This is a genomic window from Aquabacterium sp. TM01, assembly GCF_057808345.1.
The window spans coordinates 480,121-493,829 of record NZ_AP046529.1 but is presented as its reverse complement, the minus strand read 5'-3'; the positions used below and the strand labels follow the sequence as shown (position 1 = coordinate 493,829).

At 66.8% G+C, this 13,709-nt stretch carries 13 protein-coding genes; 3 read left to right on the top strand and 10 right to left on the bottom strand.

Translation table 11 applies throughout. The features are described 5' to 3' along the window. Window positions 1–8: 8 nt before the first annotated feature. The 5 genes from AC3WW4_RS02320 to AC3WW4_RS02300 form a co-directional block, all read right to left on the bottom strand. Complete coding sequence (locus AC3WW4_RS02320; protein WP_488826784.1) at window positions 9–203, bottom strand: hypothetical protein; 195 nt, start codon at window positions 201–203, stop codon at window positions 9–11. A 91-nt stretch (window positions 204–294) separates the two neighbouring features. Further along, entirely contained in the window at window positions 295–831 is a 537-nt protein-coding gene (locus AC3WW4_RS02315) for a hypothetical protein (protein ID WP_488826783.1), read from the bottom strand. An 81-nt stretch (window positions 832–912) separates the two neighbouring features. Beyond that, window positions 913–3,573 (bottom strand): magnesium-translocating P-type ATPase, encoded by a 2,661-nt coding sequence (mgtA, locus tag AC3WW4_RS02310; RefSeq protein WP_488826782.1) that lies wholly within the window; start codon window positions 3,571–3,573, stop codon window positions 913–915. Between the two features lie 92 nt (window positions 3,574–3,665). Further along, on the bottom strand, window positions 3,666–4,082 hold the full coding sequence (locus AC3WW4_RS02305) for an Hsp20/alpha crystallin family protein (protein WP_488826781.1): 417 nt from the start codon (window positions 4,080–4,082) through the stop codon (window positions 3,666–3,668). Window positions 4,083–4,206: 124 nt separating this feature from the next. Next, window positions 4,207–4,698 (bottom strand): glutathione peroxidase, encoded by a 492-nt coding sequence (locus tag AC3WW4_RS02300; RefSeq protein WP_488826780.1) that lies wholly within the window; start codon window positions 4,696–4,698, stop codon window positions 4,207–4,209. Window positions 4,699–4,901: 203 nt separating this feature from the next. Between AC3WW4_RS02300 and AC3WW4_RS02295 the strand changes: the two genes are divergently transcribed. Continuing rightward, complete coding sequence (locus AC3WW4_RS02295) at window positions 4,902–6,662, top strand: hybrid sensor histidine kinase/response regulator (RefSeq protein WP_488826779.1); 1,761 nt, start codon at window positions 4,902–4,904, stop codon at window positions 6,660–6,662. Between the two features lie 3 nt (window positions 6,663–6,665). On the opposite strand, the gene AC3WW4_RS02290 is transcribed toward AC3WW4_RS02295, so the two are convergent. From AC3WW4_RS02290 to AC3WW4_RS02275, 4 genes are read right to left on the bottom strand one after another with little or no spacing between them, the layout of a single operon-like run. Further along, entirely contained in the window at window positions 6,666–7,541 is an 876-nt protein-coding gene (locus AC3WW4_RS02290) for a M14 family zinc carboxypeptidase (RefSeq protein ID WP_488826778.1), read from the bottom strand. 47 nt (window positions 7,542–7,588) lie between these two features. Continuing rightward, on the bottom strand, window positions 7,589–8,164 hold the full coding sequence (gene ruvA / locus AC3WW4_RS02285) for a Holliday junction branch migration protein RuvA (RefSeq protein WP_488826777.1): 576 nt from the start codon (window positions 8,162–8,164) through the stop codon (window positions 7,589–7,591). A 9-nt stretch (window positions 8,165–8,173) separates the two neighbouring features. Further along, window positions 8,174–8,836, bottom strand: coding sequence for a response regulator (locus tag AC3WW4_RS02280; RefSeq protein ID WP_488826776.1), 663 nt, complete (start codon window positions 8,834–8,836; stop codon window positions 8,174–8,176). Window positions 8,837–8,873: 37 nt separating this feature from the next. Further along, entirely contained in the window at window positions 8,874–10,973 is a 2,100-nt protein-coding gene (locus AC3WW4_RS02275) for a sensor histidine kinase (protein WP_488826775.1), read from the bottom strand. 130 nt (window positions 10,974–11,103) lie between these two features. Here AC3WW4_RS02275 and AC3WW4_RS02270 point away from each other — a divergent pair, with 130 nt between their 5' ends. Continuing rightward, complete coding sequence (locus AC3WW4_RS02270) at window positions 11,104–12,180, top strand: PhoH family protein (protein ID WP_488826774.1); 1,077 nt, start codon at window positions 11,104–11,106, stop codon at window positions 12,178–12,180. Further along, entirely contained in the window at window positions 12,177–12,626 is a 450-nt protein-coding gene (gene ybeY / locus AC3WW4_RS02265) for an rRNA maturation RNase YbeY (RefSeq protein ID WP_488826773.1), read from the top strand. Before AC3WW4_RS02270 ends, ybeY begins: the two co-directional genes overlap by 4 nt. Window positions 12,627–12,661: 35 nt before the next feature. Here the strand turns inward: ybeY and AC3WW4_RS02260 are convergent, their stop codons facing one another. Beyond that, complete coding sequence (locus AC3WW4_RS02260) at window positions 12,662–13,678, bottom strand: homocysteine S-methyltransferase family protein (RefSeq protein WP_488829678.1); 1,017 nt, start codon at window positions 13,676–13,678, stop codon at window positions 12,662–12,664. Window positions 13,679–13,709: the final 31 nt, after the last annotated feature.

The following is a 13,709-nucleotide window of genomic DNA, read 5'->3' as shown; positions in this document are numbered from 1 at the left end:
CCAAAGCCTCAGGCGGTGGCGCCTGGCTCCGCTGCGGCCGACGTCGGTTCAGCTTCTTGCTGTGTGTCGTGTGGCGCGTCGTCCGGCTGAGCGCTGGCCTGATCGCCGCCCTCGGCCTTGCGTTGGGCCTTTTCGGCCTTCTTTTTCTTCTTTTCCAGCTCGCGCTGACGTTTTTCGAACGAATAGTTGGGTTTAGGTGGCACGCAGCTCTTTCAAATGGTCAATCCGCACACGATATCCCACTTGCGCCGAATCACCAACCGGATCTGCACCTGATCGTTGTGCCCAGGGCGATCACGGTGCGGTGGTCGAGGTCAACGCCACCGTCTGCGCCGGAGCCACACGCCACGAACAGTCCTTGGTGGTGGCCACGCCCTTCAGGAAGGCGCGGCGCACCGTGCCCGCGGCAATCGCCGCCTCCACCTTTCGCGAATGCCGCTCCGCGCCGCTGAGCTTGCGCACCCAGCCCCGGAACGGGATGAGGCCATCGGCCGTGCGTGCCAGGGCGCCAATCGCGGCGTCTCCGGCGGCATCCGAGCCGCGCTCGATCAAGCCGGGGTTGTCCTTGGTGGGCGGCGTGTCCAGATCCGCGCCCAACACGCCGTCCAGCTCGTGCACCCGCTGCACCAGGGAGACGCAGTCCACCTCGGTCGGGAGCTGGTAAGGCTTGGCCTGCGCCTGGCGCAGCACATCGGGAATCTCTTCGCGCACCAGGTTCAGGTCGCCCAAGGGGCGCGTGGCCGCATCCGTCACCCGATCGACCCCCTTGCTGGCACAGGCTGCCAAGGTGCACACCATGCCCAACACGAGCCACGTCTTGATTGTCCGCATCGCTGTCGCTTTCCTGGCCGCTGGCCATCCACGCTGAAGATGGGCAGATTCTCGCGCTGGCAGCGACGCCAGGCAGCCCCCTCAAGAGGGGGGCAGCGCCACCCGCTTGACCACCCCATGCGCCGGGCGCCAGACGCGCCGCATCAGCCCATGCGCCAGCCCCAGATACGCCACCAGAACGGTGAGCACGATGGGCCAATAGGACCAGGGCAAGGCCACCAGCCCCAGCGCCCCGGCCAGCGGTGAATACGGCAGCATCACGCCCACCGCGCACACGCCCAGGGTCGTGGCGATCAGGGGCCAGCTGGCGCGGCTTTGCACCAACGGCACACGCGCCGTGCGCAGCACATGGATCACCAGCGTCTGCGACAGCAGCGACTCGACAAACCAGCCGGTGTGAAACAGCGCGGCCTGCGCAGGGGTCTGCGCCTGAAAGCCGTAGAACATCACCGCAAAGATCACGTAGTCGAACACCGAGCTGAGCGGCCCCATCCAGAACATGAAGCGCGCAATCTGGCCAATCTCCCAGCGCCGGGGCTGGCGCAGCTCCTCCGGGTCCACCCGGTCGGTCGGGATCGCCGATTGCGACAGGTCGTACAGCAGGTTGTTGGTCAGCACCTGGATGGGCGCCATGGGCAGAAACGGCAGCCAGGCGCTCGCGCCCAGCACGCTGAACATGTTGCCGAAATTGGAGCTGGCCCCCATGCGGATGTACTTGAGCAGGTTGGCAAACACCCGCCGCCCTTCCCGCACCCCGGCGTCCAGCACCATCAGGCTCTTTTCCAGCAAGATCAGGTCGGCCGACTCCTTGGCAATGTCCACCGCCGTGTCCACCGAGATGCCCACGTCGGCCGCCTTGAGCGCCGGGCCATCGTTGATGCCATCGCCCATGTAGCCCACCACATGCCCGCGGGCGCGCAGCGCGGCAATCACCCGCGCCTTCTGGGTGGGCGAGAGCTTGGCAAACACCTGCGTGCCCCCCACGGCCTCCTGCAAGTCCCGGTCGGACAAGGGCTCCACCTCGTGGCCCAGCATCACCCGCTCGACGCTCAAGCCCACCTGCTGACACACCTTGCGCGTCACCACCTCGTTGTCGCCCGTCAGGATCTTGACGGTCACGCCATGACGCTTGAGCGCCGCCAGCGCCGGCTGAGCCGACTCCTTGGGCGGGTCCAGAAACGCCATGAAGCCCAGCAGGATCATGTCGGCCTCGTCGGCCACCGACATCGTGTGCGTGGCCGCCGTCAGTGGCCGGTAGGCCAGGGCGATCACCCGAAAGCCATCTTCGTTCAAGGCCCGCGCGGCCGCCTGGATGGCCGGCAGATGGCTGTCGTCCAGTTGCGCACGCTGCCCGCCAAAGTCGCCCTCGCGGCACGCACTGAACACCTCTTCCACCGCCCCTTTGCAGATCAGCAGGCGCTCCTCGCCGCGCTGCACCACCACCGACATGCGCCGGCGCTGGAAGTCAAAGGGGATCTCGTCGATCTTCTGGAACTGACCCTCCTCGTGCAGCTTCGCATGCACCTCGGCGTACTTGAGCACGGCCACATCGAGCTGGTTTTTCAGGCCCGACTGGTAGTAGCTGTTGAGGTAGGCAAAGTCCAGCACCTGGTCGCTGGGCTGGCCATCCAGGTCCACGTACTTCTCCAAAATGATGCGGTCCTGGGTCAGCGTGCCGGTCTTGTCCGTGCACAGCACGTCCATCGCCCCGAAGTTCTGGATCGCGTCCAGCCGTTTGACGATGACCTGCTTGCGCGACAGCGCCAGCGCGCCCTTGGCCAGGTTCATCGTCACCAGCATGGGCAGCATCTCGGGCGTCAGGCCCACGGCCACGGCGCTGGCAAACAGCAGCGCCTCCAGCCAGCTGCCTTTGGTCAGGCCGTTGATGAGGAAGACCAGCGGCACCATCACCGCCATGAAGCGCAGCATCAACCAGGTGAAGCGGTTGAGGCCCAGCGCAAAGCTGCTGGGGGGCTCGGCTTCCATCATCGATTGGGCAATGCCGCCAAACACCGCGCGCTCGCCCGTGTGCACCACCACCGCCGTGGCCGTGCCACTGGCCACGTGCGTGCCCATGAAGCCCATGTTGCGCAGCGCCAGCACCTCCACGCCGCTGGCCTCGACCAGGGCGTGCTTCTCCACCGGCAGCGACTCACCTGTCAGGGCCGACTCGTTGATGAAAAAATCGCGGGCCGACAGCACCCGCACATCCGCAGGCACCAGGTTGCCGGCCGACAGGTGCACCACGTCACCGGGCACCAGCTGCGAGATCGGCAGCTCCTGCGTGCCCAACTCTGACAACGATTCCGACGCCGACTGCGGCACGCTGACCCCACCGCGCCGCAACACGGTGGCGGTCGTGTGCACCATGGCGCGCAAGGCCTGCGCCGCCTGACCGGAGCGGTGCTCCTGCACCCAGCCCAGCGTGATGCTCAACAGCACCATCAGGGCGATGATGATGGCCGACTGGACATTGCCGGTGAAGACCGACACCAGCGCCAGTGCCAGCAACAAGAAGTTGAGCGGGTTGACCAGACGCTTGAGGAACTGGCGCACCGCCCCCGCCGCAGGGGCCGCGCGCACCTCATTGGGCCCGACGCGTGCCAGCCGCTCGACCGCCTCGGCGTCGCTCAGGCCTTGCAGCGAGCTGCCGAGTGCGCGCAGGCCGTCTTCGACCGACTGTGCGGCCAAGGCACCCAGCGCCTGGCGTGCGGCCTCCTGCGTCTCATGCGGTGTGCTCATGCCAGCCAGCATGACACAGGTGCGTGGCAGCACCAAGTCCGGCGCGACCGCCCACGGATCACTCCCTGGGGGTTCGTATCACGACGGTGCCGTCAGCTGATCTCCAAGCGCTTGCCGCCGGCGACGGTCTTCTTGGGCAGGCTCAGCTCCAGCACGCCGTCCTTGAAGCTGGCGGTGGCCGCTGCCTCGTCGATGTCGTGGGCCAACTGAAAGCTGCGCGACACCTGGCCAAAGTAGCGCTCCGAGCGCAGCACGCGCTCACCTTCCTTCACGTCCTTTTCCTGACGCACCTCGGCGCTGATCGACACCTGGTTGCCGTCGATCTCGACGTGGATGTCCTCCTTCTTCACGCCGGGGATCTCGGCGTGTACCTCGTAAGTCTTGTCCTGCTCCTTGACGTCCATCTTGATCTGCTGAGGCGTCAGGTCAGACGGCAGGTCCATCGGCTTGACGAAAAAACCGCGAAACAGTTCGTCAACCGGGTTGGTGTAACGGGTCAGTTTGCTCATGGTGTCCTCCTGTCGAAGTGGGTGTGACAAGCCCCAGATGTGTGGGGCCGCGACCATTTTCAAGAGGACCTCGTCACAGAGCAAGCCCTCTTTGTGCCGAGGGTCTGACCCGGATCAATCCCGTTCAGGCGGAGGCGGCTAGCGCCTTCTCGATGTCGTCGATGAGCGATTTGGGCGCCTCGGTCGGGGCATAGCGGCCCAGCACCTGACCGTCGCGGCCAATCAGGAACTTGGTGAAGTTCCACTTGATGGCCTTGGTGCCCAGGATGCCCGGCGCCTCCTTGACCAGCCACTGGTACAGCGGGTGGGCCTGCGCACCATTGACATCGACCTTGGCCATCATCGGAAAGCTCACGCCGTAGTTGAGCTGACAGAAGGAGGCAATCTCCTCGTTGGCGCCGGGGTCCTGCCCGCCGAACTGGTTGCAGGGGAAGCCCAACACGGCCAAGCCCTTCGGACCGTGGCTCTGCCACAGCTTCTCCAGCCCCTCGAACTGCGGCGTGAAACCGCACTTGCTGGCCGTGTTGACGATCAGCAGCACCTGGCCACGGTACTGGTCCAGCTTGACCGGCTGACCGGTGATGGTCTGCGCCTCGAAATCGTAAACAGTACTCATGTGTCGTGATCCAACGTGGTTTGCCGAAGCCTGTCAGGTTCACAGAAAGACGAAATCCGACTGGGGCACAGGGGATTCACCGCCCCCCTCAGGGAGGACCCATGTGGTCAAGGGTGTCCGAAACGCCTAGACTGCGACACACATGGTGACGCCGGCACACGAATCGGCCACCCCACACAAACAGGAAGACCGAGGAGCCCCTCATGCACGACGCAGACACCCGTCACTCCGATCTATCGTCGGACACGGAGATGCCCTCCCGACGCGCCACGGCCGCACGCCGCCCCTTGCCCGCCGGCATTTCCGAGCAACTCAGCGACGAAGCGCCGCGCCTGCTCGACGAACTGCACGTGCGCGACGACACCCTGGCGCAGCAAGCTCAGTTGGTCCGCCAACTGCAAACGGCCCTGCAACGCGCGCAGAGCACCAACCAGGAGCTCGCCCTGATCGCCGACCGGGTCAGCGATGCCATCCTGATCTGCGACCTGCAGCGCTGCATCACCTGGGTCAACCCGGCCTTCACGCGCCTGACCGGCTTCACCCTCACCGAAAGCCACGGCCAGCAACCCGAAGAGCTGCTCAGCGGCCCCCACACCGACTCGGCCACCATCACCCACATCAACCAGGCACTGGCCCAGGGCGACAGCATCGAGCGTCTGGAGGTCTGCCACCACCGCAAGGACGGCGAGCCCTTCTGGGTGGCGCGCTCGGTGCAGCGCGTGATCGGGGCCGAGGGCCAGGTCAGCCACCACATCGAGGTGCTCAGCGACCTGAGCGAACGGCGCCGCGCCGAAGCCGAGCACGCCCGCCGCCTCGAAGCCGAGGTGGCCCTGGCCAACAAGGCCGAGTTCCTCTCGCGCATGAGCCACAGCATGCGCTCCTCGCTCAACGCCATCCTGGGCTTCACCCAGCTGCTGGACATGAGCGTGGACGGCCTGCTGCCCGAGGCGCAGCGTCGCCAGGTCGGCCACATCCACACGGCGGGCCAGCAGCTGCTGGGCCTGCTCGACCAGGCCCTTGAGTACGCCCGCCTCGAGACCCGGCCGCTGAACCTGCGCCCCCAGCGCATTGAGCTGTCGCTGCTGCTGCGCGACATCCGCAACGAGCTGGAGGGCGAAGCCCTGGCCCATGACATCAATGTGCTGCTCGACGGCCCGCCCCTGACCCTGTGGGCCGACCCGCAGCACACCCGCGCCATCTTGCTGAACCTGGCGCGCAACGCCATCAAGTTCAGCCCGAGCGGGGCCTCGGTCTGGCTGCAAGCCCGACCGGCCCCCAACGAGCGTGTGGCCCTGATCGAGGTGCGCGACCAGGGCTTCGGCATCGAGCCCGGTGACCAGGCGCGCATCTTTCAGCCCTTCGTCCAGCTCGAAACCGCCAACGGGCGCAGCCACGGCAACGGCCTCGGCTTGGCCGTCTCCCAACGTCTGGCCGAGCTGATGCACGGCCGCATCGACGTCACCAGCACCCTGGGGCGCGGCAGCATCTTCACCCTGCGTCTGCCCCTGGCCGACAGCGCCGTCGGCCCCCACACGCCCGGCACCCATCACCCGGAGCCCGCCGTGATGTTGCCGCCGCTGCGCGTGGTGCACATCGAGGACAACGCCCTGAACCGCAGCCTGGTCGAAGCGCTGTTTGCGGCCTATCCCCAGGTGCGCCTGCATTCGGCCGAAACCGCCACAGAGGGCCTGGCCAGCATCGAGCGCATTCACCCCGATGTGGCCCTGGTCGACATCAACCTGCCCGACGGCAGCGGCCTGGACCTGTGCCGGCGCGTGCGCGCCAACCCCACGCTCAAGCAACTGCCTTTGATTGCGCTGAGCGCCGACGCCCTGCCCGAGCACATCGCCCGCGCGCTGCAGACCGGCTTCAACCACTACCTGGTCAAGCCGCTGCAAATCCAGCGTCTGCTGTCCATCCTGGCCACGCTGCCCAGCACGCAGGCCGCGCCGCCGACCGCCTGACGGTCAGCTGGTCGGGGGGCGCAGACGCAGCTGCGTCCAGCGCAGCAGGTCCTGCCACATCTTGCGCATCTCGGCTTCCTGCGGGGTGCGCAGGGCGCTGGGCAGCTCGATGGTGACCACCGGCACCTTCTTGTGCACGCCGCCATAGTTGCCCAGGCTGCCCGGGAAGATGCCCACCTGGTCCAGCACCAGGCTGCCCAGCTTCTTGGGGGCCACCACCGGGCCGTCATAGTCGAGCACGCCATAGGGCGCATGCACGGCCACGATCAGATGAGGCTGCCAGCGCTCCATCTCGTCGTGCAGCCAGCGGGTTTCCGGCTCGGACAAGGCCTGGTACCCCGGGAAGCGACGCGGGTCCTTGCTGGTGCGGTGCTGCCAGTAGCGCGGCGCTTCCTGGTCCCACTTCGGCGTGGGGAAGTTGCGGTTCAGGTCCACCCCATTGGCATTGGTGCGCGTGGGGCGAGCCTTGAGCATGCCGTCCGGGTTCATCAGCGGCACGAAACGCCAGTGGATGTTGGCGGGCGCGTCCTGCGCCGCGCCAATCCAGTGCAGCACCAGCGAGGTCGAGGACAGCTCATCACCATGCACCCCGCCCACCACCAGCACGCGCAGGGCGGCATTCGGGGCCACCACATCGCGGGTCAGCAGGTTGTGGCCTTGCACCGAGCGGGCTGGGCCGGGCTGCAACTGCGCCAGCGCGCACAGCGCCGGGGTCACATTCGGCAGCTTGACGGTCATCAGCTCGCAAAAGCGTGCGTGAGACTGGATCGACGCGGGCGGACGCCCCGCCTCACGAACAGGGGCCGGGGCGGCGGTCGCGGCGGCCGAGGCCAGCACACTCAAGCCAGCCAGCCAGGCAAATGAACGAAAGAAACGCATGATGACCGATGATACCGGCATCATGCACTTCACGCCACGCGTGGCGTTCAGCGCGCCAGGGCCTTGAGGGCCTGCTTGATGCCGTCGCTGACCGACACATCGGGGGGCAGCGCCTTGAGGGCCAACTGCGCCTCCTTGTCGGAGTAGCCGAGGGCGATCAGGGCCTGCAAGATGTCGGTCTGTGCGTCGCTGACCGTGCTCCAGTCGGGCGTGGCCAGCACCGGGGCCATCTTGCCCTTGAGCTCGAGCAGCAGGCGCTCGGCGGTCTTCTTGCCGATGCCGGGCACCTTGACCAGGCGGCTGGCATCCTGTGTCGACACGGCCTGGGCCAGCTCGTCAGTGTTCAGACCCGAGAGCAGCGCCAGCGCGATGCGCGGTCCCACGCCACTGATCTTGATCAGCTCGCGAAACGAGGCCCGCTCGGGGGGGGTGAGGAAGCCGTAGAGCAGCTGTGCGTCCTCGCGCACGATGAACTGGGTCAGCAGCGTGACCTTGGCACCGAGCTCGGGCAGGTTGTAGAAGGTGCTCATGGGCACCTGCACTTCATAGCCGACGCCGTTGACGTCCACCAGCACAAAGGGGGGTGCTTTTTCAGCCAGCACCCCGGTCAGTCGAGAGATCATGCGAGCAGTTTAGCGGCGGAACAGGCCCAGGCGCTGCGCTTCCAGCGCCGCTTCGGCCCGTGACGAGACATTGAGCTTGCGGTAGATCTGCTTGACGTAATCGGCAATGGTGTGGCGCGACAGATTGAGCTGCACGCCAATTTCGGGCAGCGTGAAGCCCTTGGCCACGCGCAGCAGCACCTCGTTTTCGCGGTCGGTCAGCTGCACGTGCGGCGTCACGTTGTCGGGCTCGCGCATGGGTTGCTGGCGGGCCTGCGCGGTGAAGTACTGGATCACGCGGCGGGCGATCGAGGGCGACAGCGGCGGCTCGCCCTGGCTGATGCGCTGCAGCTGCTCGGAGAGCTGCTCGCGCGACTGCTCCTTGAGCAGGTAGCCAAACGCGCCGGCCTGCAAGGCGGGGAAGAGGTGATCGTCGTCTTCGTGGATGGTCACCACGACCGACTGGGCTTCGGGCTGCTTCTCGCGCAGGGCCTGCACCACCTCCACGCCCGAGCCATCGGGCAGGCCCAGGTCCAGCATGGCCACATCGAAGCGCACGGCATTGACCAACTCCAGCGCGTCATGGATGCGGGATGCCTCGCTGATCTGGGCATCCGGGAACACCTGCAAGGCCAGGGCCTTGAGCCAGGCGCGGATCTCGGGCAGATCTTCGAGGAGCAGAATTTGCTTCATGGGGGGTGACCTCTCTCTACGGATGGAACGGGCGCGCTCACTGACTGCGCACGTGATCCACCATGCGCGGCGCCAGGGCGGGCCCGGGATGCTGCATGGTGGCGACTTCAAGGGGCAAGGTCAGGCGGATGATGGTCCCGAAACCGGGGCCGGACTCCACCAGACACTGTCCACTGAGCTGTTTGGCGCGGTGCTTCATGCTGGTCATGCCGTGACCGCGGTCGGTGCGGTCATCCAGTTCCAGCGCAATGCCCTTGCCGTTGTCCTGGATCACCAGCACGAAGTCGTGCAGGTCCAGGTGCACCTCGGCCGACACGACGACGTGCGAGGCTCCGCTGTGCTTGATGACGTTGCTCACGGCCTCGCGCAGGATGCGCGTGGTCTGCACATAGGTGCGCGAGGACAGCGGCTCTTCGATGATCTCGTGGGGGTTGCGCCACTCGCACTCGATGCCGGCCTGGCGCAGGCGTGAAACCACCTCGGCGCGCCAGTCGGCCAAGGCGTCGGACAGCACCATGGGCCGCCCGGTCAGGCCGCGCACCGACAGGCGCATCTCTTCGAGCGCCTCGCGTGCCAGGGTCGAGATGCGGTCGTTGTTGCTGGTATGGACGATGGTGAGCAGCTTGGCGCCCAGGTCGTCGTGCAGGTCGGAGGCGATGCGCTTACGCTCCTTCTCGGCCACCTGCTCGGCGCGCAACTCGGCGATCTGATTGAAGTTGCGCTCCATCTCGGCCGTGACCTCCTTGACGCGCTGCTCCAGCTTGGCCTTGGCGCCTTGCGCCGCCTGCAGGGCCTTGGCATAGACCTGCATCAGTCGGGTGGCCACCGCCGCATACAGCAGCGGCATCACGAAGTGGGTGACGTGCACGCCCCAGAGCTTGATCCAGCCCGCCTGGTACGACAGCTCGATGCCCAGCACGGCCACGACCACGCCCATGATCACCGACATCAACCAGAACTCGGGGCGGCGCCGCTTGCCGGCCGCCCACAGGAAGTAGCCGATGCCGGCGCAGATTTCAACGGCAAAGACCGGGTACCAGAGGCTCACCCCCTCGAAAATGCGATCAAAGCCCAGCCACACCAGGGTCAGCGGCACCAGCACGCACTGCACCCACAGCCACGCCCGCACCCGCCACATCCACACGGCACTGATCATGGGCTGCAAGCGTGCCCCGGCATAGCAGAGCACAAACTGCACCGCGCAGCCCACCAAGGGGGCAAACATCATGGCGATCAGCACCTCGACCGTGGCATTGGGCGCGGGCAGCTCGGTCAGCCAAAAGCGCGCCGTGGCCAGGGCCCAGCCCGTGGTCAAGAGGCCGAAGTAGGCCAGGTAATCGAGGCGACGGATCCAGGCCAGACCCAGCGCGAACAGGCCCATCACGGCCAGGATGCCGCCCAACACACCGGCCAGGGTCGAGGTCCAGAACTCCTGATCGGCGTGCAAAACGCGGATGTCGGCCAGTGAGCCGATGCGCACCGACGCCAGGCCCCCGGCACGCTGGCGGGCCGCCACCTGCTCCAGCGGGTAGCCCACCACCTTGAGGTCCAGCACATTGCCCTGCGCCTTCAGCAACGCGAGCGGCAGCGAGACCACGTGCGAGCGATAGCAATGGCGGGCGTAGGGCTCCGTCATGCGGCCACCCCGGTAGAGCACCTGGCCATTGAGGTACACCTCGACGTTGGAGCAGGCCCGCTCGATGTAGATGGCGCGCAGACCATCGCCACCCAGGTGACGGATGGGCGCATCGAGCTGGAAGCGATACCAGATGCCGCCCTGATAACGCGGGTGGTTGATCGCCCATTCGTCCGGCAAGGACAGCACCCGTCCGGTCGCCCCTTCCGGGAAGCGCGGCGTGTCGCTGGCCACCACCCAGGCCTGGCTGAGCGTCTGGACGCCCGCGCCAGCCAGGTTGCCGGCGGCCGGATGACTCAGGCGCACCGCCTCGCGGTTGAGCAAGAGCAGGCCCCAGCCCACAGCCCCGGCCAGCAGCAAGCCCATGAACAATGCCATCCAGAACAGGCGCCGCGAGACCCCGCCGGTGCGATCGGGCACGGCGTCGCCCCCGACCTCTTCGGCGGCACTCCACTCCTGACGGAAACGGCGGGCCCATGATTGCCACCCGCGATACGACATGCTCAAAACGACTCCTGCTGCGGCACGGCCTCCGTGCGCTCCAAAGATCAATTGATTTTCGCAAGAGATGTCGTGCATTGACGCGCACGGCAAGCGACAATTTGCCTGCTTTCGCTCAATACAGGCCTCCATGCAACTGCGCCACAGCTTTTCACCCCCGGATAACTCCCGACTTGCACATCTGTGCGGATCGCTGGACGAACATCTGCGCACCATCGAAGCAGCCTTCAATGTGACGCTGAGCCGGCGCGGCGAACACTTCCGCATCGAGGGCGCGCGCGGCGTGCCGCAGCAGGTCGTCGAACTGCTGGAATCCCTCTATGCGCAATGTGCGCGGCCGCTGAGCGCCGAGATGGTGCAACTGGCCATCACCTCCGTGCTGGCGGCCCGGCAACGCGCCCTGCAACCCAAACGGGGCCGCGCCGATGAAGCGGCGCCCCTGCCGGACGAAAGCGCGGACGGCCCCACGCTGCACACCCGACGGGCCGACCTGCAAGGCCGCACGCCCAACCAGGTGAGCTACCTGCGCCAGGTGCTGGGCCATGACCTGAGCTTCGGCATCGGGCCCGCGGGCACGGGCAAAACCTTCCTGGCGGTGGCTTGTGCGGTGGATGCGCTGGAGCGGAGCAGCGTGCAGCGCATCATCCTGACGCGCCCGGCGGTGGAGGCCGGCGAACGCCTGGGCTTCCTGCCCGGCGACCTGACGCAAAAGGTCGACCCCTACCTGCGCCCGCTGTACGACGCACTCTACGACCTGATGGGTTTTGACCGCGTCACCAAGGCGTTTGAGAAGGGCCTGATCGAAATCGCGCCGCTGGCCTTCATGCGCGGGCGCACGCTCAACCACGCTTTCATCATCCTGGACGAGGCGCAAAACACCACGCCCGAGCAGATGAAGATGTTCCTCACCCGCATCGGCTTTGGCTCGCGTGCGGTGGTGACCGGCGACGTCAGCCAGATCGACCTGCCACGCGGCGCGCGCAGCGGCCTGATCGAGGCCGAGCGCATCCTCAAGCGGGTCAATGGCGTGGCCTTCACCCGCTTCACCTCGGCCGACGTGGTGCGCCACCCGCTGGTGCAGCGCATCGTCGAGGCCTACGATGCGGCACAGGCCAGCGAGCCCGAGGCGCCGCGCACCGGCCGCCCTCCGCGCGCCACCGCGCGCCCTGGTGCCGATGCACCCGACTCCGACTTGCCCACGCTATGAAACCGACCCTGAGCCTGAGCCTGAGCCTGCAATTTGCTGACAAGCGCCACCGCGACCAGTTGCCCCGCCACAAGGTGGCCCGCTGGCTGAAAGCCGCGCTGGAGACCGACGCCGAACTGACCGTGCGCATGGTGGACGCCGAAGAAGGCCAAACCCTCAACCGCGACTACCGCCAGAAGGACTACGCCACCAATGTGCTGACCTTCGACTACACGCAAGAGCCGGTCGTCATGGCCGACCTGATCCTGTGCGCGCCCGTGATCGAGCGCGAAGCGCAAGAGCAGCACAAGGAGCTGGTGGCGCACTACGCCCACATGCTGGTGCACGGCGCCCTGCACGCGCAGGGCTGGGATCACCTGGAAGAGGATGAAGCCCAGGCCATGGAGCAGCGCGAACGCGAGATCCTGGCCGCGCTGGGCTTCGACGACCCTTACGCCACGAACTGAGCGGGCGGGGCGTCATCACCACGCCATGGCGGCGCTCAGGCCGCTTTCAAGCCACTGAGGAAGCCCGTGGTGCCGCCATCGTGCAGGCAGCGCGGCTTCCAGGCCCCCACGCGCTTGGCGATCTCGGCAATGTGGTCCGGCGTGGTGCCGCAGCAGCCGCCGGCGATGTTCAAAAAGCCCGCCTTGGCGAACTCTTCGACCAGGCTGCCGGTGATCTCGGGCGTCTCGTCAAAGCCCGTGTCGCTCATCGGGTTGGGCAGGCCGGCGTTGGGGTAGCAGCTGATGTAGGTGTCCCCGGCGATCTTGGCCAGCTCTTCGATGTAGGGGCGCATCAGCGTGGCACCCAGCGCGCAGTTCAGGCCGATGGCAATGGGGTGTGCGTGGCGCACCGAGTGCCAGAAGGCGCTCACCGTCTGCCCCGACAGGATGCGGCCCGACGCGTCGGTCACGGTGCCCGAGATGATGATGGGCAGGCGCTCGCCGGTGTCCTCGAACAGCTCGTCGAGCGCGAAGATCGCGGCCTTGGCATTGAGCGTGTCGAAAATCGTCTCGACCAGGAAGACATCGCAGCCGCCCTCCATCAGGGCCTTGGCCTGCTCGTAATAGGCCTGGCGCAGCGTGTCGAAGTCGACGTTGCGGGCGCCCGCGTCGTTCACGTCCGGGCTGATGCTGGCCGTCTTGGGGGTCGGGCCGATGGCGCCGGCCACGAAGCGCGGCTTGTCGGGCGTGCTGTACTTGTCGCAGCAGGCGCGTGCCAGCTGGGCAGCGACGAGGTTCATCTCGTAGGCCAGCTCGGGCAGCTCGTAGTCGTCCTGGGCCACGGTGGTGGCGCCGAAGGTGTTGGTCTCGATCAGGTCGGCGCCAGCGGCCAGGTACTGCTCGTGAATCTCGCGAATCACCTCGGGCTTGGTGAGCTGCAGCAGCTCGTTGTTGCCCTTGAGGTCTTTCGGGTGGTCGGCAAAACGGCTGCCCCGGTAGTCGGCTTCCGTCAGCTTGTAGCGCTGGATCATGGTGCCCATGGCGCCATCGAGCACGACGATGCGCTCACGCATGATCTGGGGCAACTGGGCCGCACGGGTGTAG

Bases quoted from the DNA above. Each gene is read 5' to 3' on its own strand.
- AC3WW4_RS02315 (WP_488826783.1), bottom strand. From the start codon at position 831: ATGCGGACAATCAAGACGTGGCTCGTGTTGGGCATGGTGTGCACCTTG.
- mgtA (WP_488826782.1), bottom strand. From the start codon at position 3,573: ATGAGCACACCGCATGAGACGCAGGAGGCCGCACGCCAGGCGCTGGGT.
- AC3WW4_RS02305 (WP_488826781.1), bottom strand. From the start codon at position 4,082: ATGAGCAAACTGACCCGTTACACCAACCCGGTTGACGAACTGTTTCGC.
- AC3WW4_RS02300 (WP_488826780.1), bottom strand. From the start codon at position 4,698: ATGAGTACTGTTTACGATTTCGAGGCGCAGACCATCACCGGTCAGCCG.
- AC3WW4_RS02295 (WP_488826779.1), top strand. From the start codon at position 4,902: ATGCACGACGCAGACACCCGTCACTCCGATCTATCGTCGGACACGGAG.
- AC3WW4_RS02290 (WP_488826778.1), bottom strand. From the start codon at position 7,541: ATGCGTTTCTTTCGTTCATTTGCCTGGCTGGCTGGCTTGAGTGTGCTG.
- ruvA (WP_488826777.1), bottom strand. From the start codon at position 8,164: ATGATCTCTCGACTGACCGGGGTGCTGGCTGAAAAAGCACCCCCCTTT.
- AC3WW4_RS02280 (WP_488826776.1), bottom strand. From the start codon at position 8,836: ATGAAGCAAATTCTGCTCCTCGAAGATCTGCCCGAGATCCGCGCCTGG.
- AC3WW4_RS02275 (WP_488826775.1), bottom strand. From the start codon at position 10,973: ATGTCGTATCGCGGGTGGCAATCATGGGCCCGCCGTTTCCGTCAGGAG.
- AC3WW4_RS02270 (WP_488826774.1), top strand. From the start codon at position 11,104: ATGCAACTGCGCCACAGCTTTTCACCCCCGGATAACTCCCGACTTGCA.
- ybeY (WP_488826773.1), top strand. From the start codon at position 12,177: ATGAAACCGACCCTGAGCCTGAGCCTGAGCCTGCAATTTGCTGACAAG.
- AC3WW4_RS02260 (WP_488829678.1), bottom strand. From the start codon at position 13,678: ATGCGTGAGCGCATCGTCGTGCTCGATGGCGCCATGGGCACCATGATC.